The following is a 22,430-nucleotide window of genomic DNA, read 5'->3' as shown; positions in this document are numbered from 1 at the left end:
TCAGAATGTCTCGGCAAGCAGCTTCGGGCGACGGTCGGCTAGGGTGACGAGCAGTTCGCCGAACAACCCATTCGCCCAGGCGAACCAGACGCGGGTGAACTTGGTCGGATCGTTCTGGTCAAAGGCTTCATGGATGAAGCCGGTCCCACCGTCGGTATCTCGCAACATCTTCAGGCAGCTGCGGATGGTGGCGTCATCCTGGGCGACGAAGGCGCGCTGGATCAGCGACATCGGCCAGATCTGACCCAGGCCGACGTGCGGTCCGCCGATTCCCTCGGCAGCGCGGCCGCGCGACCAATAGGGGTTCACGTCGCTCCACGCCGCATCGGCCGTGCGGCGGAACAGCGGATCGCTCGCCGGCATGCAGCCGAGATAGGCGAGGCTGGAGAGCGACGGCACATTGGCATCGTCCATGAAGATCGCGTTGCCAAAGCCATCGACTTCGAAGGCCCAGACTTCGCGACCGTCGCGCAGGCGCATCTTGCCATATTCGTGGAGCGCCGCTTCCACTTCTGCGGCAAGCGCCACCGCATCCTGCGCCAGCGCCGTGTCGCCACGCGCTTCGTTGGCGACGACCGCCAGCTCCCGAAGCGCAGTCACGGCGAACCAGTTTGCGGGGATCAGGAAGGGATAGAGGCAGGCGTCATCGGACGGGCGGAAGCCGCAGTGGATCAGCCCCACCGACTTGGAAGGCGGGCCCCAGCCGTCGAGCATCATCGTCTCGGTCGTGCGGTTGCTGACGCGCTGGAAACGATAGGGGCCGCGGTCGGTCTTGCGCTGCTGCTCGCGGAACGTGCGAATGCTCAGCCGCGCGGCTTGCGCCCATTGGGCGTCGAACGGCGTCACATCGCGGGTCGCCTGCCAATAGCCGTGGGCGAGCCGCATCGCATAGCAGAGGGAGTCGATCTCCCACTTCCGCTCGGCGACGCCCGGCTTCATCTCGGTCTGGTCGGTCAGCGCCCAGCTAAGCTCGGTCTTACCGTTCGGATCCTCCAGGAAGGCGTTGGCATAGGGGTCGATCAGGATGCAGCGGGTGTGCCGGTTGATCAGTCCCTGGAACAGCGTGCGCAGCTTCGGGTCCTGCTTCACCAGATGCAGGTAGGGCTTCACCTGCGCGGCGGAATCCCGCAGCCACAGCGCGTCGATATCGCCGGTGATGACGAAGCTGTCGGGCTTGCCATCGACGGTACCCATTTTGACGGTCGTATCGAGGGTGTTCGGATAGCAGTTGGCGAACATCCAGCGCAGCTTGGTATCGGCGATCTTCGCCGACACCCGCGCAATCTCGCGCTCAACTGCCTTGCTGGTGAAATGCCGTTCGGCAAGTGCCGGCCGCTTGCTGGCAAGCGTAGGCGCTGCGCGCGCAAAGGCCGGCGCGGCGGCAAGCGCCATCCCGGCGCCCAGGACAGTGCGGCGATCAATCATTTTGCAAGCTCCCGGGCGTCGCCCGTCAAAGTGAAATCGGTCCAGGCGCCAGCGCCATCGCCCGGCTGGCCGCCGCCGACATAGAGGCGATAGGCGCCCGGCTGGACGGTGCGGGTGCCGTCGCGCGCGACCGTGCTCAGGCTGCGCGGATCGAGGTCGAAGCGGACGGTCGCGGACTTGCCGGGCTTGAGCGTGACCCGCTGGAACGCGACCAGCTGGCGCTGGAGTACAGGCGTGGTGATCCCGCTGCCCTTGCCGGCGGCGGGCGGCACCACATAGGCCTGCACCACCTCGTCGCCGGCCCGTGCGCCTTCGTTGCGAACGGCGAAGCTGACCGACACGTGGGTCGCGGTGTCGCTCGCCTTGGTAACCGGCGCGCCATAGCCGAAGCGGGTGTAGCTCAGGCCATGGCCAAAGCCCCACAGCGGCTCGCCGGTGAAGAAGCGATAGGTCCGCTCCTTCATGCCATAGTCGGTGAACGCCGGCAGATCGCGGGTCTCGCGGTAGAAGGTGACCGGCAGGCGGCCCGACGGATTGTTGAGCCCCGCCAGCGTCTCCGCGATCGCGGTGCCCCCGGCTTCCCCCGGATACCAGGCGGCCAGGATCGCGTCGGCCATGTCGGGTTCGACCGCGACAGCGCTCCCGCTGGTCAGCACCAGCACCACCGGCTTGGCGGTCTCGCGCAGCGCCTCGAGCAGTCGCTGCTGGACGAGGGGCAGGGCGATGTCGGTGCGGTCGCCGCCAACGAAGCCGGGCACGCTCACCTGCAGCGCCTCACCCTCCAGGTCGGGCGAGAGGCCGAGCACGGCGACGACGACGTCTGCGTCCTTGGCCGCGTTCACCGCCTCCGCCATCAGCGGCTCGGCGGGCGGCAGCCACATCAGGCGGACGCCTTCGTCCTCGCTCTGGTGGTCGAGCTCAAGTCGGATATCGACCGGGCGGCCGTCACTGGTGAACGGCACCTCGACGCGACCCTTGGTGATCTCCCCCGTGATCAGCTGCTTGCCGTCGATCCACAGGCGCGCGGCATCATGCGACTTGCAATATTTCCAGCAGGCCGGCGCATCGATCGCCAGACGGTATTTGCCTGGGCCCGGCGGCACGAGCTGTCCGGTCCAGCGCACGGCGAACCCTTCCGGCGAAAGCTGGGGCAGGGGGGCGGCGCGATTATAGTCGAAATCGATCCGACGATCCTGCCGGACGGCGACCGGAGTGCCCGTCACGGTGCGGCTGGCGAAATACTCGCCACGCAGGCCGGGCTTGCCGTCCGCGCGCAGCGCGGTTTCCGGCACCACCACCGGCGCGCCGTCGGCGAGGACGGAACCTTGCGCGTAGCGGACGTTCCCCGCGCCGAACTGCGTGCGGATTCCGTCGAGCGGCGTCACCGGCGCACCGGCGGTGCCGTGGTAATTGGCCTGCAGGACGCCCAGGTCGTCGGCGTTGGTCCCGATCACCGCAATGCGGCTTCCGGCCTTCAGCGGCAGGCGGTCGGCATCGTTCTTCAGCAGCACGATTGCCTTGCGCGCCGCTTCCAGAGCGAGCTTGCGATGTTCCGGCGTGCCGATCTGGCTCGGCTTGATCTTTGACCAGGGGCTGTTCGCCCCGAACGCGATCCCGAGCGCGCGCCGCGCGTTGAGCGCCCGCACCAGGGCAGTGTCGACCTCCGCCTCGGTCACCAGACCCTTGGCCACCGCTTGCGGCAGCGCTGCATAGGCGGTGCCGCAGTTCAGGTCGTTGCCGCCCTTGATCGCGGCCGCCGCAGCACCGGCATTGTCGAGCCGATAGTGGTGAAACACATTGATGTTCGCGACCGCGTCGCAGTCGGATACGGTGAAGCCGTTGAAGCCCCAGTCGTTCCGCAGCCGGTCGACCATCAGCGACGGCAGCGCGCAGGCGGGTGTGCCGTGGATCGAGTTGTAGGCGCACATCAGCGACTGCGCCTTGCCCTCCATGATCGCCATGCGGAACGCTGGCAGATAGGTGGATTCCAGATCCTGCGGGCTCACGTCGACATCGAAACTGTCGCGACCGGCCTCGGGGCCGCTGTGCACGGCGAAGTGCTTGGGCGTGCCGATCACCTTGGGATGCGCGGGGTCGGGCCCCTGCAGTCCCTGGATAAAGGCGACCCCCAGCTTGCCCGTCAGGTGTGGGTCTTCGCCATAGGTTTCCTGGCCGCGGCCCCAGCGTGGATCGCGGAAGATGTTGATGTTGGGCGACCAGATGGTCAGCCCCTCATAAATCCGCCGGTCGGCATGCACGGGCTTGCGGTTGAAGCTGGCGCGCGCTTCGGTCGCCACGACGTCGCCGATGTCGTGGAGCAGCTTCACGTCCCAGGTCGCGGCCATGCCGATCGCCTGTGGGAAGACCGTCGCCACACCATTGCGCGCAAGGCCGTGCAGCCCCTCGTTCCACCAGTCATAGGCGGGCAGCTGCGCCTTCGGATCGGCCGGCGCGCTGCTCTGAAGCTGCGCTGCCTTTTCCTCGATCGACATCTGCGACACCGTCGCCACGACCGGATCGGCGGGCGCCTCGACGCCGGCGAGAAGCAGGGGAAGGAAGATCATGGCTGGGCACTCAGGGTACGAAGGGTGAGGGCGCGGGCGAGCGCGCTTGCGGAGGCGTCGGACGCGACGTCGATCGTCACGCTCTCGCCGGGCATCAGGTCGAAGCCGTCATCGCTCGGCTGCGCGGCGATCGCGCCGAAGTCGAGCATGACCGCCCGCGCGAGGTTCCTGGTAGTGATCATCACGCGCTTGCCTTCCCAGCGGGCGGTGAGACCCGGCGCCGGATAGGCCATATCCTTGGGCAGCATCCGCTCGAACACATGCCGCGACGCGGTCTTGCCGTCGATCACCAGCTCGGCGACCGCGAAGCTGGCATTGGGTGCCGCGCTACCGAACAGCTCGGCGTCTGCAAAGCTGGCGATGTCCGTGGAGGAAAGCGGCGCGAGGGTGGTCGTACCGCCCTTGTCGCCGACCGGCTGCCCCGCCATGTCGAAGGCCCGCACCCGCCACTGGGCGGCAATCGGCTGGGTCGCGTCGGACACCAGCGCGATCCGCGTCTTTCCGCCGCGGTGCTCGGCGACGATCGCCTGCGGAGCGAAGAAGCGTCGGGCTGCGTAATGCAGCAGCTTCCAGCGGCCATGATAGTCGATGCTCGCCCAGGAGATCGAGGGCCAGGTATCGTTCATCTGCCAGTAGAGCGAGCCCATGTTGGTCGGGCGGCACGCGCGATGGTGGCGCGCGGCCATGTCGATCGCCTGCGCCTGGTTGACCTGGGTCAGGTAAACCGTGTCGGCAAAGTCCTTCGCCGGGCGCAGCCGCTGGTCGAGGTACATGCGCAGCCGCTCATTGCCTTCGCCGGCCAGGAACTTCTGGTGCGCCTTCAGCACCGGGCTGTCGAGCGCGAGCGGGCCATTGCCGGCGAACTCGCGGATCGTCGCCACGTCCGGCATCGCCTGGAAACCATATTCGGACATGAAGCGCGTGCAGCTGTCGAGGAAGTTCTCGACCGGCTTTGAGCCGGACCACACGTCCCAATAGTGACGATCACCGGCGGCGTCGGTGTCGACCGGGCCTTCATAATCGGTCGAGGGCGAGCCCGGCCAATAGGGCGTGCCGGGCGAGCGGGTCAGCACCGCATTGCGCAGCACCCGGTCGAAGAGCACCGCCATGTTGGTGCCGATCCGCTCCTGCTCATCGGCGCCGACGCGCTTCTTGAACGACTTGCGGTCGGACCAGTTCTCCCAGCCGGACAAAACCTCGTTGCCGCCTGCCCAGGCGACCACGGACGGGTGCGACTGGAGCCGGGCGACCTGCTGCTCGGCCTCGATGCGCACATTCTCGCGGAACTCGGCATCCGGCGGTGTCACCGCTCCGCCGAACATGAAGTCCTGCCAGATCATGACGCCCATTTCGTCCGCCATGTCGTAGAAAGCGTCGTCGAGGTAATAGCCGCCGCCCCAGATGCGCAGCATGTTCATGTTGGCGTCGACGGCACCCTGCAGGATGTGCCGCATCTGCGCGGCTGGCACCCGGCTGGGGAAATTGTCGAACGGGATCAGGTTCGCGCCCTTGGCAAAGATCGGAATGCCGTTGACCTTGAAGCCGAAGCCGCCGTTCTCGGTCAGTAGCTCCACCGTGCGCAGGCCGATGCGACGCTCGGTACGGTCGGTCTCGGCACCCCCCTCGATCAGCGCACCGCGCACCCGGTAGAGGGGCTGCGCGCCATAGCCGACCGGCTGCCAGCGTTGCGGGTTTGTGATCGACAGCGGCACCGTCACCTGGTTTTCGCCAGCCGCGACCTGCACCGTCCGGTCGACACCGTGCGTCTGACCATTCGGTCCGACGACATGGGTGCGCAGGGTGACGCTGCCGGCGGTGTCCGCCACCAGCGTGTAGCGCGCGGTCAGCCGCGCTTCGGCGTCGTTGATCGCTTCCTGGTCGATCTGCATCGCCTCGATGCGGGCATCGTCCCAAGCTTCAAGGCGGACCGGACGCCACACGCCGATGTTGATGATCCGGGGACCCCAGTCCCAGCTGTAATGATATTTGGGTTTGCGGATGTAGGGCGACGTCTGCTTGCCCTTGGGCTCATCGCCATAGGCGGAGTCATACTCGCCCGGCAGCGGGTTCGGCTCCTTGAGCACCATCGGCTGGAGCGTGCGCACGGGCGATGCGATCGACACCAGCAGTTCGTTCCGACCGACCTTGAGCGCGGGCTTCGCGGCCACCCGCCATTGGCGATGCGCGTTGGAGGTCGCGAGCAATTGCTGTCCGTTCAGCGACACCGTCGCAAAGGTGTCGAGGCCGTCGAACACCAGATCGAGGTGGTCGCGCTGAAGCATCTCCGGCGTCACGTCGATGACGCGGCGGAACTGCCAGTTGGTGAGCCCCGCCCACTGGATCTTGTCCTCGTTCTTGCCCAGGAACGGGTCCGGAACCCGCTTGGCGGCGATCAGGTCCTGCTGAACGCTGCCCGGCACCTTGGAACGGAACCACTTGGCCTCGCGCGGGTGCTGGCCGGCCGCCGTCGCGTCGGACGGATCGATGCGGGCCTGCCATTCGCCGTCCAGCGACACGCTGGTGCGCGGTGCACCCCAGGCCGGCAGCGCGGCGAACAACAGGGGCAGGGCGAACCAACGCTTCATTGTGCGGTCTCCGTAAGCGTCGCCCGTTCGACGGCATAAAGGGGATCAGAAGTCGGGGAGGTGAACTGGAAACAGAGGTCGCGCTCGCCATTTAGAGGCGGGAGCTTGCCGGACACCTGGAAGCGCGCGGGCGCGGTAGCAGGGCTGGGAAGCGGGAAAGTGCCGACCGTTACCGGCTTGCGGGACTTGTCCTTGTCGGCCGCCAGGCAGCCGGCCTGCACCATCAGCTCCCCATAGGGAGTGACGTTATAGTGGTGGCGCAGCTTCACGAAGTCGTGCGCAAGGCCATAGGGACGCGGCAGCCGCGCCACATCGAGCGTGAAGCCGCTCGCAACGTCCAGCGGCGCATCGGGATAGGCGCTGCACGGGTTATAGATGTTGATGTTGTAGGCCGGGGCGTTGGCCGTCGCGTCCGCCGTCAATGGCACCCGCAGCCACAGCGCGCCGTCGGGGCAGCCGACCATCTCGGCATTAGTGCGGGTGAGCAGGGCCGCACGGCTCGTATCGAAGCTGCGCGGCCCGGCGGTAGCGTTGCCGGCAGCGTCGAATGCCGCAGCGCGGATCGTCACGCCGGGTGTCAGGCTCAGCGCGCCCTTGTAAGCGCGCGAGCGGGCAGTCGGGTCCTTGCCGTCGAGCGTGTAGCGGATGGTGCCATAGGACGCCTGGGTGCTCAGCGCGACGACGGCCTTGTTGTCGCGCAACGTCGCGCTGCGATCGCCCTGCACTTCGAAGCCGACCGCGAAGGCGCTGTCCGCAACCTGCAGGCCCGATCGCTTCCAGCGGTGCATCTGCGGGCGGACGCGATCGAGGAAGCCGCGGAAATCCCGTGTTCCCGCAGGCGACCAGTTGATCTCCGCCAGTGCGGCCGCGCGCGGAAACAGCTTGTGCTGCACCTGGTACGGCGTGACCAGATACTCGCTCCAGGCATTGGCCTGCGCGCCCAGCACGTGCTTCGCCTTGTCGGGCGCGATACCGGCCGGCATCGGATCATATCCGTAGATCGTCTCCAGCGTCTGCACGAACCCGCGGCCCGGCGGCTCGTCGCCGCGGCTGCTCTGGAGATTGTCGAAGTAGAGAATGGGGCCGGGGGAAAGGACGACGTCATGCCCCTGGTTGGCCGCCTCGATTGCGCCCTTCTCGCCGCGCCACGACATTACCGTGGAGGAGGGCGGAATGCCGCCATCCAGGATCTCATCCCAGCCGATCAGTCGCCGGCGCTTGGTGGCGAGATGCTTGCCGAATTCCCCGATCAACCAGCTCTGCAGCTGGTTCTCGTCCTTCAGTCCCAGCGCCTTGATCTGCGCCTGTACCTCGGGCGAGCGCTCCCACTGGTCCTTGACCGCCTCATCGCCGCCGATGTGGATGAAGGTGCTCGGGAATACCTCGACCAGTTCGTCGAGGACGTTCTTCACGAACTCGACGCCCTCGGGCCCCGGGTTCAGAAGATAGGGGTTCACGCCCCAGTCGTGTCCCACCTCCGGCGCATCGCCCAGCACGCCCAGCTCCGGGTACGCGGCAACCAGCGCCTGCGCGTGACCGGGCAGGTCGATTTCCGGAACGATCGTCACCCCGCGCTCGGCGGCATAGGCGACCAGTTGCTTCAGCTCGTCCTGTGTATAGAAGCCGCCGACCTTCGGCCCCGGCGCGCCGCCCGACGAGGGTGGGGTGCGCCATGCTCCGACCTCGGTCAGCTTCGGGTAGCGCTTCACTTCGAAGCGCCACCCCTGGTCGTCCGTCAGGTGCAGGTGCAGCGTGTTGAGTTTCACCGACGCCATCTGGTCGATGACGAGCCGGATGCTCTCGAGTGGCTGGAAATGGCGGACGGGGTCGATCATCAGCCCCCGCCAGGCAAAGCGCGGCGCGTCCTCGATGGTGACGGCCGCCACCTTCACCGGCTTGCCATAGGCATGGTCCGGGCTCAGCAACTGCGCGAGCGTCATCGCCCCATAGAGCAGCCCGCGATCGCCCGATGCCGCAATCCGGATGCTGGCGGCGGTCACTGTCAGGCGATAGGCCTCGTCGCCCTTGATCGCAGCGTCGCGCACCATTGTGATGGGCGCTGCGCCGTTCGCCTGGGTAAGCGTCAGCCCGCGCTCCGTCCGGGCATGGCCGATCAACACCCGCGCCGCAGCCTCGGCGGCAGCGTCGCCGGACGGAACCGCAATCCCGGCGCCGTCGCGAACGGTGAAGCTGGCTCTTCCCGGTACGACCGAGACTGGCATCGGAACCAGCGGCAGTGGGCCGGCGAGCGAAGGGGCGGCAGTGCCGAGCAACAGCAGTGCCGTCAGGGCCGGCCGGCCGGTCCGTGCAAACTTTGCTGGCATCAGATACCCCCCTGCAAATCCGGGCGTTCCTCGCCCTGGTCTTGTAACTGTGTAACCAATATAGGTCCTGCGGCGCAACAGGGGTGTTATGGGATGCCATCGGCAATACCATTGCAGGACCGCAGTTGCCCGGGGTCCACGCTTGCGATAGCTCTGGTGTAAATGGCGCGAACAGGCGCCGGAGTAGGGGAGCGACAGAATGACGTTTTCGGATCAGGTAGGCCGGTTCCGTAAAGACAACCCCTCGCCGCTCTACCTCCAGCTCCAGCAACTGATCCGCGACGGCATCAACAACAACTTGCTTGGGCAGGGTGACGCCATCCCGCCCGAACGGGACCTTGCGACCGAGTACGACGTCTCGCGCATCACGGTTCGCAAGGCGATCGGTGGTCTGGTGGAAGAGGGGCTGCTGACTCGCCGGCGCGGGGCCGGCACGTTTGTCGCCGGCCGGGTCGAGAAAAGCTTCTCGAAGCTCTCCTCCTTTTCGGAAGACATGGCGGCGCGGGGGCGTACGGCCGGCAGCCGCTGGATTTCCCGCGCGGCAGGTACCGTGAACCCGGAAGAGGCCATGGCCCTCGGGCTTTCCCCAGGCGCGCCCGTCTTGCGGTTCAGCCGCATCCGGTCTGCCGATGATGTGCCGATGGCGCTCGAATATTCCACGATCGCCGGCTTCTGCCTGAGTTCGGTCGATGCCGTTGGGGACTCGTTGTACGAGGCGCTCGACGCGGCCGGCAATCGCCCGGTGCGCGCACTCCAGCGGCTACGTGCCGTCCCGTTCGGGGCCGAGCAGGCGCGGATGCTGGAAGTGGACACGGGTGCGCCCGGGCTGCTGATCGAGCGCCACGGCTTTCTGCGGGACGGCAGGGCGGTGGAGTTCACCCGCTCCTACTATCGCGGTGATGCCTATGATTTCGTGGCGGAACTGAACGACCTCTGACGGTCGCCCGCCTTTCGTAAACGCGCGCGGCCCCGGCCGCCGCCACCGGAGTATCTTCCATGCACCGACGCCAGCTTCTGGCGGGGGGCGCAGGGCTTGGCGCCCTGATCGCCGCTAACCCGCCGCTCGCCCTCGCCGCGCGCCGGGAAGGACACCATGATGGCCTTCCAATGCCGCAGCCCGCGCGTTCGCTGCCGCAGCCGCTGCTGGTGCAGGATCCTTCGCGCACGCTGCTGGAGCGCGGATGGCGGTTCCACGAGGGCGACATCGTGCCGGCGATGCCGGACAGCCACAACTCGACCTACCTGAGCGTGAAAGCGGGCAATGCGCTGGGCGCGGCGGCGATGGTCTATGACGATTCGGATTGGCAGGAGGTGCGGTTGCCGCACGACTGGGCCGCCGCGCAGCCGTTCGTGGAAACCGCAAACGTCTCGCAGGGCTATCGCCCGCGCGGCATCGCCTGGTATCGCCGTAGCCTCCAGCTCGATCCGGCCGATCGCGGCAAGACCATCGAACTCCATTTCGATGGCATCGCCACCAATGCGACGATCTGGGTCAACGGCAGCACGGTCGCGCACAACTGGTCGGGCTATAACAGCGTCCACATCGACCTGACGCCCTTCGCGCGCTTCGGCGACGAGGCGAACGTCATCGCGATCCGCGTCGACGCCAATGCGATGGAAGGCTGGTGGTACGAGGGCGCGGGCCTCTATCGTCACGCCTGGCTGGTCCGCCGCGCGCCCGTCGCGATCCTGACCGACGGCGTCCATTGCGATCCGCGGAAGGCTGAGGATGGGCGCTGGCGCGTTCCCGTCACCGCCACCATGGGTAACGTCGGTCGTGAGCCCGCGACCGTCACCGTCGAAGCGTTGCTGCTCGATCCCGTGGGCGGGACCGTCGCGACCGGCCGCACCGATGTGACCGTGCCCGTTCTGGAGCGCGCCGACGCGTCCCTGACCCTCGATGCCGGCACCCCGAGCCTGTGGTCGGTCGAGGCGCCGACGCTCTACACCGTTGTCACGCGCGTCCTGCGCGACGGTGCCTTGGTCGACGAGCGTCGCATCCCGATCGGCTTCCGGACCATCCGCTTCGACGCGGATCGGGGCTTCTTCCTCAACGACCAGTCCGTGAAGCTGAAGGGCGTCTGCCTGCACCAGGACCATGCCGGGGTCGGGGTGGCGGTACCGGACGCGTTGATCGCGTGGCGGCTGGAGCGGCTGAAGACGATGGGCTGCAACGCCATTCGCTGCACCCACAACGCGCCCAATGCCGAACTGCTCGACCTGTGTGACCGGATGGGCTTCCTCGTCATGGACGAGAACCGCCACTTCAACCCGGCGCCCGACTATATGGAGCAGCTCGAATGGCTGGTGCGGCGCGACCGCAACCACCCGAGCGTGATCCTCTGGTCGGTCTTCAACGAAGAGCCCATGCAGGGGACCGAAGCGGGGGTGGAGATGGTCCGCCGGATGGCGGCGGTCGTCCATCGGCTCGACGGCGCACGCCCCGTGACGGCGGCGATGAACGGGTCCTTCTACGATCCGATCAACGTCTCGACCGTCGTCGATGTCATGGGCTTCAACTATTACCAGGCCGACTACGACCGCTTCCACCAGCTCAACCCGACGGTGCCGATCACCAGTTCGGAAGATACGAGCGCCTTCGAGACGCGCGGCGCCTATGAGAGCATTCCCGCCAAGCACGTCATCACCTCCTACGACAAGGAGGCGGCAAGCTGGGGAGGCACCCATCGCGATACCTGGCGAGAGATCGCCAAGCGCCCGTTCGTCGCCGGCGGATTCGTGTGGACCGGCTTTGACTATCATGGCGAGCCGACGCCCTATGACTGGCCGACCATCTCCAGCTTCTTCGGGATCCTCGACCTCTGCGGCTTTCCCAAGACGGCCTTCGACATTCACCGCGCCCACTGGATCGACAACGAGGCCGTCGTCGGCATCGCACCACATTGGACGTGGCCCGGCAAGGAAGGCAAGACCATCCCGGTCTTCGTCAGCAGCAATGCCGAGACGGTGCTGCTGCGGCTCAACGGCCGTGACCTGGGCGTCCAAATGGTCGATCGGATCATGGGCAACGAATGGCAGCTCCCGTACGAGGCCGGCCGCATCGAGGCGCTGGCCATGCGCGGCGGCAAGGTGGTGGCGACTGCCGCGCATGAGACGGCCGGTCCCGCGGTCGCGCTGCGCCTGACACCCGCCCGCATTGTGATGGCGGGCGACGGAGAGGATGTGCAGCCGGTAACCGTCGACGCGGTCGACGCGCGCGGGCGCCATGTCCCGACCGCCAACCTCATGGCCCGGTTCGCGGTCGAAGGGGCCGAGATCATCGGCCTCGGCAATGGCGATCCCAACAGCCATGAGCCGGAGCATGGAGACCGCCGATCGCTGTTCAACGGCCTCGCCCAGCTGATCGTCCGCGCGGCGCCGGGGAAGGGGATCGTAACTCTCGGCGCGACGGCCGAGGGCCTGAAGCCGGCGCGTCTCACGATCAACCGGCTCGCCACGCAGGCGCCGCCGCAGGTGGCGGTCACGCCCCCTACCATGACGCTGGGCGAATGGCGCCGTTCGCCCGCGATGACCGAGCGGCCCGACCCCTCGCTCGCCCCGCCGGACGGGGACAACAACAGCTGGGCGTTCGTGCGCAGCGGCACTCCGACGCGGGCTGAAGCGACTGCCGGCTGGCGGGTCTATCGTGCGTCGTTCCGGCCGTGGAAGCGGGTCGCTGCGGAAGGCGGTACCATCCGCTTCGACAAGATCGCGGGCAGCGCGGAGCTGTGGATCGACGGCCAGAAGCTCGCCGCAAAGAGCAGCGCGACCTCGGGACCCCTTGTGGCGGACCTTCCGGCCGGCGCTGGCGTACGTCGGGTGGCGCTGCTGGTTTCGGCGCCCGCGAACGCGCCTTCGGGCATTATGGGGCGCGTCGGCATCACCACGCGCTGAGCGCGGCCTGTACCCCGGTCAGGGCCGGGGTACAGGCTCGGGTCCCTAGCGGGCGAGCAGCGCGTTGAGCTTGCCAGGGCCCACGATCAGGTGCGCCAGCCCATCCGCCGGCTTGGCCACGGCACGCACACCAAGCGCGCTCAGCTCTGCTTCGCGAGCGTCCGCAGGTTCGGTCAGCTCGACCCGGATGCGGTTTCCGTGAACGCTCGCGCCGCAGACGTTCGCTGCGCCGCCCAGCGCCGCGAGCAGCGCCGGCGCAAGCTGTGCCTCCGAACCGGCCGGCGCTTCCGCCGGGGCTGCGGTCGCAGGCAGCTCGAGCGCGTCGCGGATTTCCACGGCCACAACGTCGGCAATTGGCCCAAGCACGACCTGCACCGCCTTGTCGGACGGACGGATGATGCCGCGCGCGCCAAGCGCCTTCAGCGCCGCCTCGTCGATCCTGGATTGATCCTTCACGATCAACCGCAGCCGCGTGGTGCAGGCGCCGACTTCGGACAGGTTCTCCGCACCGCCCAGCGCCTTTGCGAACGCCGCGCCGCGCCCGCCGGCTGTTGCCGGCGCCGCCGACGCGCCGACCGGCTCCGGCTCGCGGCCCGGCGTCTTCAGGTCGAACCGTCGGATCACGAAGCTGAAGATGCCGTAATAGAGCGCGAAATACAGCAGCCCGACCGGGATCAGCATCAGCGGCCGCGTCGACTTTCCATAGTTAAGCGCGTAGTCGAACAGCCCCGCCGAAAAGCCAAAGCCCAGCTTCACGCCCAGCATGTCCATCAGCGTCATCGACACGCCGGTGAGCACCGCGTGGACCGCATAGAGCGCCGGGGCGAGGAACATAAAGCTGAACTCGATCGGCTCGGTCACGCCCGTCAGCATCGACGTCAGCGCCAGGCTGAACAACATGCCTCCCACCGCCTTGCGCCGCTCGGGCAGGGCCGTGCGGTACATGGCGAGGCAGGCCGCCGGCAGGCCGAACATCATCACCGGGAAGAACCCCGCCATGAAGCTGCCCGCGGTGGGATCGCCCGCAAAGAAGCGCCGCAGCTCCCCGTTGGCGCCGTTATAGTCGCCCAGCACGAACCAGAACACGTTGTTCAGGATATGGTGCAGCCCGGTCACCAGCAGCAGCCGGTTCATCAGGCCAAAGGCGAACAGGCCGAACCCGCCCGCATTGGCGATGCCATGGCCCAGGCTGTCGATGGCGGTGCTCAGCGCATTGAAGCTGGTGCCGACGATCACCGCCAGCCCGAGGCCGGCGACACCGCTGACGATCGGCACGAAACGCCGTCCGCCGAAGAACGCGAGATATTCCGGTAGCTTGATGCCGGAAAAACGGTTGTAGAAGATGCCCCCGGTCAGCCCGGAAAGGATCCCGATCGGCACGTCCAGTCGCGCGATCGCCTTGGCCTTCCATGCCGCCGCGGCCATGTCAGCGGTCGCCGTGTCCATACCCTGGATGACGTTGCCCGGCACCTGCAGCAGCACCTGAGCGGACTGGGTGGTGACCAGGAAGCAGACGATGCCGGCCAGGCAGGCCGCGCCATTGCCATCGCGGGCATAGCCGGTGGCAACGCCGATCGCGAACAACAGGCCCAGGTGCGAGAACAGCGCATCGCCGGCGGCGCTCAACAGCGCGATATCGAGCAGGTCGGGCTGACCGAGGCGGAGCAGCAACCCGGCAACCGGCAAGACCGCGATCGGCAGCATCAACGCGCGGCCCAGCGGCTGCAGCGCTTCCAGGATCGATTTCATGCGCGGAACTCCCGGGCGAGGGTGCGGACTTCGGCGGCCGACCCGCATTCCAGCGCGGCGGCGGCATGGGCGCGGCAAGCGTCCATCGAAAGGCGGGCGACCAGCGCCTTGATCTGGGGCACCAATGCCGCGGTCGCGGACAGTTCGGTGACGCCCAGGCCAACCAGGATCGGCACGGCGAGCGGGTCGGAGGCAAGACCCCCGCAGACGCCCGTCCAGCGATCATGGCGGGCGGCGCCGCGGCAGGTTTCGGCAATCATGCGCAGCACCGCCGGGTGCAGCCCGTCGATCGCGCCGGCAACCGCCGGGTTCCCGCGGTCCATCGCGAGTGCATATTGGGTGAGGTCGTTGGTACCCACCGACAGGAAGTCGGCCTCGCGCGCCAGCAGGTCGGCGGTCACGGCGGCGGCCGGCGTCTCGATCATCACGCCGACCTCGACATGCTCGCGGATGCCCAACTCGCCTCGGATCTCGTCGACGACGCCGCGCACGCGCCGCAATTCGTCGAGGCTGGCGATCATCGGGATCATGATGCGGCACTGGCCGATCGGCTGCACGCGCAGGATGGCGCGGATCTGGTCCTGCAGCAGCTGCGGGTGCGCAAAGCCCACCCGGATGCCGCGCAGGCCCAAAGCCGGGTTCTCTTCCGCAGGGATCGGAAGATAAGGGGCCGGCTTGTCGCCACCGATGTCGAGCAGGCGAACGATCAGCGCGCGGCCGGCCAGCGCATCGGCAATCGCCTGGTACTCCGCGGTTTGCTCGGCGAGTGAGGGAGCGGTGTCGCGCTCCAGGAACAGGAACTCGGTCCGCAGCAGCCCGCAACCCTCGGCACCGTTTGCGACCGCAGCTTCAGCATCGGCGCGCGAGCCGAGGTTCGCGAACACCTCGATACGCTCGCCGCCGATCATGTGGCAGGGCGCTGCCGCATTGGCCTGCGCTTCCAGCCGACGTGCGTGGCGATCCGCGAGCAGCGTGCGGGCCCTTGCCAGCTTCTCGGCATCGGGTGCGATCTGAAGGGAGGCTGCGTCGGCGTCGAGGATCAGCATCGACCCTTCCGCAATCTCGTGCAGCGCCGGGCCCATCGCCACCAGCGCCGGCAGCCCCATGCTCGCCGCGAGGATCGCGACATGTGATGTGGGTCCGCCCTTTTCGACGCAGAAGCCGACGACATTCGCCGGGTCGAGCGCCATCAGTTGCGACGGCAGCAGATCGTCGGCGAGCAGGATCGTGTCCGGCGGAAAGGTGATCGGCGCATCTTCGACACCCATCAGCAGCGACAGGATGCGCCGCTCGAGGTCACGCATGTCGTCGGCGCGCTCGGCGAGGTGCGCGTCGCCGGTGGCACGCAGCGCCTCCGCCTGCGGCCGGATCGCCTCGCGCCAGGCGTAGCTCGCACTTGCGCCATCGGCGATCATCGCCTGTGCCGCATCGCGAAGGCTCTCGTCCTCCAGCATCGATCGATGCGCGGCCAGGATCGAGCGCCGCGCGCCCGAAGCGGTTGCCGCCTCTGCCTCGAGCCGGCGAGCGAGCGTGCGCAGCGCCTGATCGAGCCGGGCCTGTTCTTCCTCGGCACCGACACCCTCCGGGTCGACCGCGATCTCGGCAAGGTGCAGCGTGCGGGCATGACCGATCGCCAGCCCCGGGGAGGCGGTCACGCCCGCGAGCCGCCCGTCGGCAGAAATGGCTGGGGCAGGGGCCGCAACTGCGACCGGCTGCGGCGCGCCCGGCGCCTGAAGCGGGTCGGCGGCCTCCCCCATGCCGCTTTCGATCAGCGCGGCAACCGCCTCGACCGCCGCTTCGGCGTCGGCACCAAAACCCTCGACGCGGATCGTGTCGCCCAGCCGCGCGCCCAGCGTCAGCAGCGTCACGGGGCTGCGGGCGTTTGCCACACGCTCGTCCTTGACGATCCTGACCTCGGCAGAGAAGCGCAACGCCGTCTCGCGGATGCGTGCCGCCGGCCGCGCGTGGATGCCGTGGGCGAGGGGCAGGCGCAGTTCGCGGGTAACCACCGCACCTTCGTCGGTTGGCGCCGCGCGGCTGGCGGCCCCGTGCTGCGGGACCAGCGTGAACAGGGGATCGCCGACGGCCACGGCGCGGTCTTCGCCGCCGATCGCCTCGACGGCATAGGCTTCGCTCTCGAGCAGCAGCACCGGCGTGATCACCGACGGCGCTTCCCGCACGAGCAGGTCCAGGTCGAACCGGATCAACGGATCGCCGCGCTTCACCCTGGCCCCGGTCGCCACCAGCGGCGTGAAGCCGCGGCCGCCCAATGCCACCGTGTCCACGCCGACGTGGATCAGCACCTCGGCACCGTCGGCGGCGGCAATGGTCACGGCATGGCCGGTCGGCTGCAGCGTGCGGATCGTGCCGTCACAGGGGGCGTGGACCGTGTCGCCGGTGGGGTCGATCGCGATACCCGCCCCCAGCATCCCTTGCGCAAACACCGCGTCCGGCACTTCGGCGAGCGGGCAGCGCCAGCCCTGCATCGGTGCATGGAGGACGATGGAGGCCACGGCCTTGTCGTCGATCATTGCGGTCGGCGTGGTCGTGCTCAGGGGATCCTCCGAGGGGTCAGGCAGAATAGTCAGGCGACCTGGTTGCCGGCAATCCAGGTGCCTGCCGGCTGCAGATCTTGGGTAAGGCATGCCCAGTCCGCGCGCAGCCCCGGCGCCAGTGCGCCGCGCTCGTGCGACAGGCCCAGGAACGCGGCCGGGCTGGTCGCAGCCATTCCTGCGGCCTCTTCCGGAGTAAGGCCAAGCCGGGTCACGGCGTGACGGAACGCACCCGCCATGTCCAGCGCCGAGCCGGCAAGCGTGCCGTCCTCGCCCAGGCAGCAGCCGTTCTCGACGCGAATGGTCTGGCCGTGCAGGACGAAGCTGTCGACGTTCGCGCCTACGCACGACATCGCGTCCGTGACGAGGAGGAACCGGTCGCGCGGCCGCGCGCGCATCGCAATGCGCAACGCCGCGTCATGGACGTGGAAGCCGTCGGCGATGACCCCGCAATAGACCTGCTGGTCGTCCAGCGCCGCACCGACCACACCCGGCGCGCGGTGCTTGAGCGGGGACATGGCGTTGTAGAGGTGGGTGACACCCGTCATGCCCGCCTCGAACGCAGCCGCGATCGTATCGTGATCGGCATCGCTGTGGCCGACGCTCAGGATCACGCCCGCTGCGGCAAGGCGGCGGATGTCGTCCAGCGAGACCATCTCGGGTGCCAGCGTGAGCAGCACCTTGCCCTTGCGGGGGCGGGTGAGCAGCTCGATCAGCCCATCGTCCAGCCGCCGGAATTTGGCGGGATCATGGATGCCCTTGCGCGCGGCATTGATCACCGGCCCTTCGATGTGGACGCCGATGCAGCCGGGCACGCCCGCCGCGATCGCCTCTTCGGTCGCGTCGAGCGCCCGCGCGATCGCATCGGGCACGTCGCTGATCAGGGTGGGGAGAAAGCCGGTGGTCCCGAACGGCGCATGGCCGCGCCCGATCGCGTCGATCCCCCCGGGGGTGAGCTCGTCATTGAACAGCACGCCGCCGCCGCCGTTGACCTGCACGTCGATGAAGCCCGGAACGACCATGCCTCCGGCCAGGTCGATCTCCTGCTCCGCCCCGGGGGCGGCAGGGTCGATCGAAACGATCCGGCCCTGCTCGAGCGTGAACGTCGCACCATCCAGGGTGCCGGCTGCGGTCAACACCCGGCCATTGGCAAAGCGGATCGTGCTCATCGGGTCTCGGTAACCTTGCGCAGGTGCTGCGGACGGTCGGGGTCGAATCCCCGAGCCACCGCCAGCGCATTCATCATCAGGTAAAAGCTCTGCACCATCAGCATCGGTTCCATCGCGGGATGGGCGGTGATGGTGGGAAGGGTCGATTGCGCACCGGCGCGCGCATCGGCGAGGCAAACCCGCGCGCCGCGGCTCGCGAAGTCGGACGCTGCTTCACGCACGCTATCGCCGGCCGCGTCGGAGGTTGCGAAGCCCAGTACGGGGAAATCCTTGCCGACGATCGCCATCGGCCCGTGGCGGACCTCTGCCGCGCTGAACGCCTCGGCATGCAGGCCAGAGGTTTCCTTGAACTTGAGCGCGGCTTCCTGCGCGATGCTCAGGCTATAGCCGCGGCCGATCACTAACAGGTTGCGCGCATCGAGCAACGCGTCCTGCGCGGCACTCCAGTCGAGGTCGCGCGCCTGGTCGAGCGCGTCCGGCAGGGCGGCCAGCGCCTCCGCCAGTTCCGCATCCCGGCTCCACGACGCAACGATCGCGGCAAGCCCGGCAAGCGCCGTGATGTAGGACTTGGTCGCCGCGACCGATCGCTCGGGGCCTGCCTTCAGGCCGATCAGCGTGTCGGCCAGGGCGGCCAACGGCGAGGTCTCGTCGTTGACCAGCGCCACCACATGCGCGCCTGCAGCCTTTTGTGCCTTCACCGTCTCCAGCAGGTCGGGGCTACGCCCGCTCTGCGAAATCGCGATGCACAGCGAATCTCCGGTGGCTAGGGGTGCGCGAAAGACGCTTGCCACCGATGGCGCGGCCGAAGCGACGGGCACGCCCACCAGGGTCTCGATCAGATATTTGCCATAGGTCGCGGCATGGTCGGATGACCCGCGCGCACAGGTAACGACCACCTTGGGCGGGTGCGCACGCAGCGTCTCGCCGAGCGTCGCGAGCGCTGCGCCATTGCTGTCCAGCAGTCGGCGAACTGCCTCCCCGGCTTCGCGCGCTTCGCTCGCCATCAGAGTCGCGCGCGCGTCGGCCACTGTTACCCCTCGTTCCATTCCGGCGACGATAAGTTACAGATTGGTATTCTACAAGGTACTATCGCACCCCGAGCATTATGGCCTTCACCGCCGCTACCTTGGCCGTATCGGTGCGCAGCCGCGGCCCGGTCTGGAAGCCGAACCGCCGCTCGACCTCGCCGGCATCCTCGCTCGGGCTGCGGCAAGAAGCATGAGCCTCCCGCACACCCGTTTCCAGTACTGCCGGCAGGCAATTTGCGTCGATGCCGCTGCCGGGCAGGATGATGATCCGACCGGCTGCACGCTGGTGTAGTTCCGCCAGCATGGGCAGGGCGTCCGCCGCGCGCGGCTCGCCGCCGGAGGTGAGGATGCGATCGAACCCCAGTTCCACCGCCACGTCGAGCGCCGCGGGCAGGTCGGGGCAGAGATCGAACGCACGATGGAGGGTCAGCGACAGCGGCCGCCCGCGTTTCGCACCGGCTTCCCGCGCGTGCGCGACCAACCCGGCAAGCAGCAGCGCATCGAGACGGCGATCCGGCGCGCTGGCACCGATGACGACGCCGGCGAGCCCGGCCTCGGCCGCGAGCGTGATGTCCTCGGCAATCAGCGCCACCTCCGCCGCGCTGTAGCAGAAGTCGCCGTCACGCGGGCGCGCCAGCAGGTTCACCGGGATCGGCGCCTCGGTCGCGAGCCGGACCAGCGAGACGGGGGGCGTCAGGCCCCCCACCGAGAGGGCGGCGCACAATTCGATGCGGTCAGCACCGCCGGCGACTGCGGCCTCGATCCCCGCAGCCTCGTCGACGCACACTTCCAGCATCGGCATCAACGCTTTGCTCCGCTCATCGAATAGGGACGGGCGCTTGCGGCCTTGCCCCAGCTGCGGTTCGGCGTCGCCTGCATCAGGAAGCGCAACTCACCACCAGCCATGATCTCGTCGTGGCGGAGATAGGTGCGGGGCAGCGGCTTCCCGTTCAGGAAAACCTTGCCGACGTAGAGATTGGCGTCGTTCAGCCCCTCCGTGACCACGGTGAAGCGCTTGCCGTTCGGAAGGTTGAGCGCCGCGCGATCCACGAACGGGCGCCCGATCACATATTCCAGGCTGCCAGGCGTCACGGGGTAGAAGCCGAGCCCGGTGAACATGAGCCAGGCCGACATCTGGCCGAGATCGTCGTTGCCGGAGAGCCCGTCCGGCGTCGGCTTGTACTGGCTGTCGACGATCTGCTTCAGCCGCGCCTGCGTCCGCCAGGGTGCGCCGGCATGGGCATAGAGATAGGCGACGTGGTGGCTCGGTTCATTACCGTGGATATACTGGCCGATCAGGCCTGCAATGTCCTCGGCATGGCTGTAGTCGAGCTTGGAATTATCATATTCAAACATGGCGTCGAGCTTGGCGATGGTCTTTGCGTCGCCACCCATCGCGCGGAACAGCGCGGCCTGATCCTGGGGCACGAACCAGCTATATTGCCAGGCGTTGCCCTCGGTATAATCGGACCCGTAGTTGATCGCGGTCGGATCAAAGGGGGTGCGGAACGCCCCGTCACTCTTCCTCGCGCGGACGAAACCGGTCTTCGGATCGAAGCTGTTCCGCCAGTTGCCGGCACGCGCGTAGAACTGCTTGGCGACGTCTGTACGGCCGAGCTTTTCCGCCATGCGAGCGATCGTCCAGTCGTCATATGCATATTCGACCGTCTTCGACGCTGCCTCGGGCTCGCGATCGATCGGGACATAGCCAAGCTTTTGATAGTCGCCCAGGCCGCCATATGGCGCGTAGGTCGCGCTCGCGATCATGGCGTCGAGCGCCTCGTTCGGATCGAAGCCGCCGATCCCCTTCAGATACGCATCGGCGATGACCGGCACCGCGTGATAGCCGATCATCGTCCAGGTCTCGCGCCCCTGGAACTGCCATACAGGCAGGATGCCGTCCGGGCTCACCTTCTGGCTGGCGATCAGCGAGCGGATCATGTCGCTGTTGGCCTTTTCCGGCGCGACCAGCGTCAGGAGCGGATGCTCGGCACGGAACGTGTCCCACAGCGAAAAGGTCGAGCGGAAGGTAAATCCCTCCGCCTTGTGCACGGCGTTGTCCGGCCCACGATACCGCCCGTCCACATCGCCCGCGACCGAAGGCGCGATCAGGGTGTGGTAGAGGGCCGTGTAGAGGTTGCGGCGCATCGGCTCTGGCGCCTCGATCTCGACGGCGGACAATGCCTTTTCCCAGGCGCCGCGGGTGGCGCTGCGCACTGCCTCGAACCCGCCGCTCTCGCTCTCCAGGTTCGCAATCGCGCCGGCCTCGTCCACCGAGGAGATCGCGACCGTTACCTCGAGCGGCGCGTCTAGGTTCCCGAAGTCGAGCCGGGCGACCAGTGCCTGGCCGCTGCGCTCCGCCACCGCGTCGCTGCCACGGCCCGGCGCCTGGAAGCCCTTGTACTTCACGTCCTTCTCGGTGCTGACGAACGCGTGGTCCTTCACCGGTGCGGAGAAACGCATCGCGAAATAGAGCTGGCGCCCGGCCGCCCACCCGCGCGTCGTGCGCGATCCCGTCATCGTCCCGTCGGGCCGCATCCGCAGCGAAGACCACAGGATCTTGCCGGGGTAATTGTAGAGCGAGCTGCGCAGGTCGAGCAGAAGGTGCGCGGCCTTGTCCTTGGCGAACGTATAGCGGTGGACGCCAACCCGCGTGCCGGCGGTCATCTCCGCCCGCACCCTGGGATCGGTCAGCGTCACCGCATAATAGCCCGGCTGCGCGACTTCATCGGCATGGCTGAACCGCGAGCGATAGCCGGAACCCGGCTGTTTGGGATCGCCCGGTTCCAGCGGCACGACGTCGCCCGAGACGGGCATCACCAGGAAGTCGCCCAGGTCCGAATGGCCGGAACCGGAAAAATGGGTGTGCGAAAACCCCTGGATGGTCGGGTCGTCATACCGATAGCCGGCCGCGTGCGGGTAGCATTCGCGGATCTCGCACCCAGTGTCCGTATCCGGGCTGAGCTGAACCATCCCGAACGGGGCGACCGCGCCGGGGAAGGTGTGGCCTTCGCCGCCCGTGCCGATGCGGGGATCGACATCCTGATAGCCGTTGCCAAGCAGCATGGGCATTGCGAGCGCAAGCGCGGCAACGGAGACGAGGCGGGTGCGGAACCTGTTCATGACGCGAGTGTAACCAG

At 67.8% G+C, this 22,430-nt stretch carries 12 protein-coding genes; 2 read left to right on the top strand and 10 right to left on the bottom strand.

Annotated elements, in window-relative coordinates:
* From QP045_RS04305 to QP045_RS04290, 4 genes are read right to left on the bottom strand one after another with little or no spacing between them, the layout of a single operon-like run.
* Positions 1–1,425: a glycoside hydrolase family 125 protein gene (locus tag QP045_RS04305; RefSeq protein ID WP_422513725.1), complete on the bottom strand. Its 1,425-nt coding sequence runs from the start codon at positions 1,423–1,425 to the stop codon at positions 1–3.
* Positions 1,422–3,989 carry a glycoside hydrolase family 3 C-terminal domain-containing protein gene (locus QP045_RS04300; RefSeq protein WP_422513724.1) on the bottom strand — a complete coding sequence of 856 codons (2,568 nt, stop codon included), beginning with the start codon at positions 3,987–3,989 and terminating at the stop codon, positions 1,422–1,424. Before QP045_RS04300 ends, QP045_RS04305 begins: the two co-directional genes overlap by 4 nt.
* Positions 3,986–6,574 (bottom strand): beta-mannosidase, encoded by a 2,589-nt coding sequence (locus QP045_RS04295; protein ID WP_422513723.1) that lies wholly within the window; start codon positions 6,572–6,574, stop codon positions 3,986–3,988. The genes QP045_RS04300 and QP045_RS04295 overlap by 4 nt, the downstream gene beginning before the upstream one ends.
* Positions 6,571–8,898, bottom strand: coding sequence for a beta-N-acetylhexosaminidase (locus QP045_RS04290; protein WP_422513722.1), 2,328 nt, complete (start codon positions 8,896–8,898; stop codon positions 6,571–6,573). The genes QP045_RS04295 and QP045_RS04290 overlap by 4 nt, the downstream gene beginning before the upstream one ends.
* 199 nt (positions 8,899–9,097) lie before the next feature.
* On the opposite strand from QP045_RS04290, the gene QP045_RS04285 reads away from it, so the two are divergent.
* Positions 9,098–9,835, top strand: a complete 738-nt coding sequence (locus QP045_RS04285; protein ID WP_422513721.1) for a GntR family transcriptional regulator — start codon at positions 9,098–9,100, stop codon at positions 9,833–9,835.
* Between the two features lie 59 nt (positions 9,836–9,894).
* On the top strand, positions 9,895–12,792 hold the full coding sequence (galA, locus tag QP045_RS04280) for a beta-galactosidase GalA (protein ID WP_422513720.1): 2,898 nt from the start codon (positions 9,895–9,897) through the stop codon (positions 12,790–12,792).
* Positions 12,793–12,837: 45 nt separating this feature from the next.
* On the opposite strand, the gene nagE is transcribed toward galA, so the two are convergent.
* From nagE to QP045_RS04250, 6 genes are read right to left on the bottom strand one after another with little or no spacing between them, the layout of a single operon-like run.
* Positions 12,838–14,541, bottom strand: a complete 1,704-nt coding sequence (gene nagE, locus QP045_RS04275) for an N-acetylglucosamine-specific PTS transporter subunit IIBC (protein WP_422513719.1) — start codon at positions 14,539–14,541, stop codon at positions 12,838–12,840.
* Positions 14,538–17,072 carry a phosphoenolpyruvate--protein phosphotransferase gene (gene ptsP, locus QP045_RS04270; protein WP_422513718.1) on the bottom strand — a complete coding sequence of 845 codons (2,535 nt, stop codon included), beginning with the start codon at positions 17,070–17,072 and terminating at the stop codon, positions 14,538–14,540. The genes nagE and ptsP overlap by 4 nt, the downstream gene beginning before the upstream one ends.
* A 53-nt stretch (positions 17,073–17,125) precedes the next feature.
* Positions 17,126–18,262, bottom strand: coding sequence for an N-acetylglucosamine-6-phosphate deacetylase (gene nagA / locus QP045_RS04265; protein ID WP_422513717.1), 1,137 nt, complete (start codon positions 18,260–18,262; stop codon positions 17,126–17,128).
* Complete coding sequence (locus QP045_RS04260; protein WP_422513716.1) at positions 18,259–19,308, bottom strand: SIS domain-containing protein; 1,050 nt, start codon at positions 19,306–19,308, stop codon at positions 18,259–18,261. Before QP045_RS04260 ends, nagA begins: the two co-directional genes overlap by 4 nt.
* Before the next feature lie 40 nt (positions 19,309–19,348).
* A complete protein-coding gene (locus QP045_RS04255; RefSeq protein WP_422513715.1) occupies positions 19,349–20,092 on the bottom strand; it encodes a copper homeostasis protein CutC in 744 nt (247 codons plus the stop codon).
* On the bottom strand, positions 20,092–22,413 hold the full coding sequence (locus QP045_RS04250) for a GH92 family glycosyl hydrolase (RefSeq protein ID WP_422513714.1): 2,322 nt from the start codon (positions 22,411–22,413) through the stop codon (positions 20,092–20,094). The genes QP045_RS04255 and QP045_RS04250 overlap by 1 nt, the downstream gene beginning before the upstream one ends.
* Positions 22,414–22,430 lie beyond the last annotated feature (17 nt).

It is taken from the genome of Sphingomonas sp. 3-13AW (assembly GCF_049311085.1).
GTDB lineage: Bacteria > Pseudomonadota > Alphaproteobacteria > Sphingomonadales > Sphingomonadaceae > Sphingomonas.
This window is presented reverse-complemented; position numbering and strand designations above follow the sequence as displayed.

What these genes read in the sequence shown, in the direction of transcription:
- QP045_RS04305 (WP_422513725.1), bottom strand. Translation starts at nt 1,425, where the DNA reads ATGATTGATCGCCGCACTGTCCTGGGCGCCGGGATGGCGCTTGCCGCC.
- QP045_RS04300 (WP_422513724.1), bottom strand. Translation starts at nt 3,989, where the DNA reads ATGATCTTCCTTCCCCTGCTTCTCGCCGGCGTCGAGGCGCCCGCCGAT.
- QP045_RS04295 (WP_422513723.1), bottom strand. Translation starts at nt 6,574, where the DNA reads ATGAAGCGTTGGTTCGCCCTGCCCCTGTTGTTCGCCGCGCTGCCGGCC.
- QP045_RS04290 (WP_422513722.1), bottom strand. Translation starts at nt 8,898, where the DNA reads ATGCCAGCAAAGTTTGCACGGACCGGCCGGCCGGCCCTGACGGCACTG.
- QP045_RS04285 (WP_422513721.1), top strand. Translation starts at nt 9,098, where the DNA reads ATGACGTTTTCGGATCAGGTAGGCCGGTTCCGTAAAGACAACCCCTCG.
- galA (WP_422513720.1), top strand. Translation starts at nt 9,895, where the DNA reads ATGCACCGACGCCAGCTTCTGGCGGGGGGCGCAGGGCTTGGCGCCCTG.
- nagE (WP_422513719.1), bottom strand. Translation starts at nt 14,541, where the DNA reads ATGAAATCGATCCTGGAAGCGCTGCAGCCGCTGGGCCGCGCGTTGATG.
- ptsP (WP_422513718.1), bottom strand. Translation starts at nt 17,072, where the DNA reads ATGATCGACGACAAGGCCGTGGCCTCCATCGTCCTCCATGCACCGATG.
- nagA (WP_422513717.1), bottom strand. Translation starts at nt 18,262, where the DNA reads ATGAGCACGATCCGCTTTGCCAATGGCCGGGTGTTGACCGCAGCCGGC.
- QP045_RS04260 (WP_422513716.1), bottom strand. Translation starts at nt 19,308, where the DNA reads ATGGAACGAGGGGTAACAGTGGCCGACGCGCGCGCGACTCTGATGGCG.
- QP045_RS04255 (WP_422513715.1), bottom strand. Translation starts at nt 20,092, where the DNA reads ATGCCGATGCTGGAAGTGTGCGTCGACGAGGCTGCGGGGATCGAGGCC.
- QP045_RS04250 (WP_422513714.1), bottom strand. Translation starts at nt 22,413, where the DNA reads ATGAACAGGTTCCGCACCCGCCTCGTCTCCGTTGCCGCGCTTGCGCTC.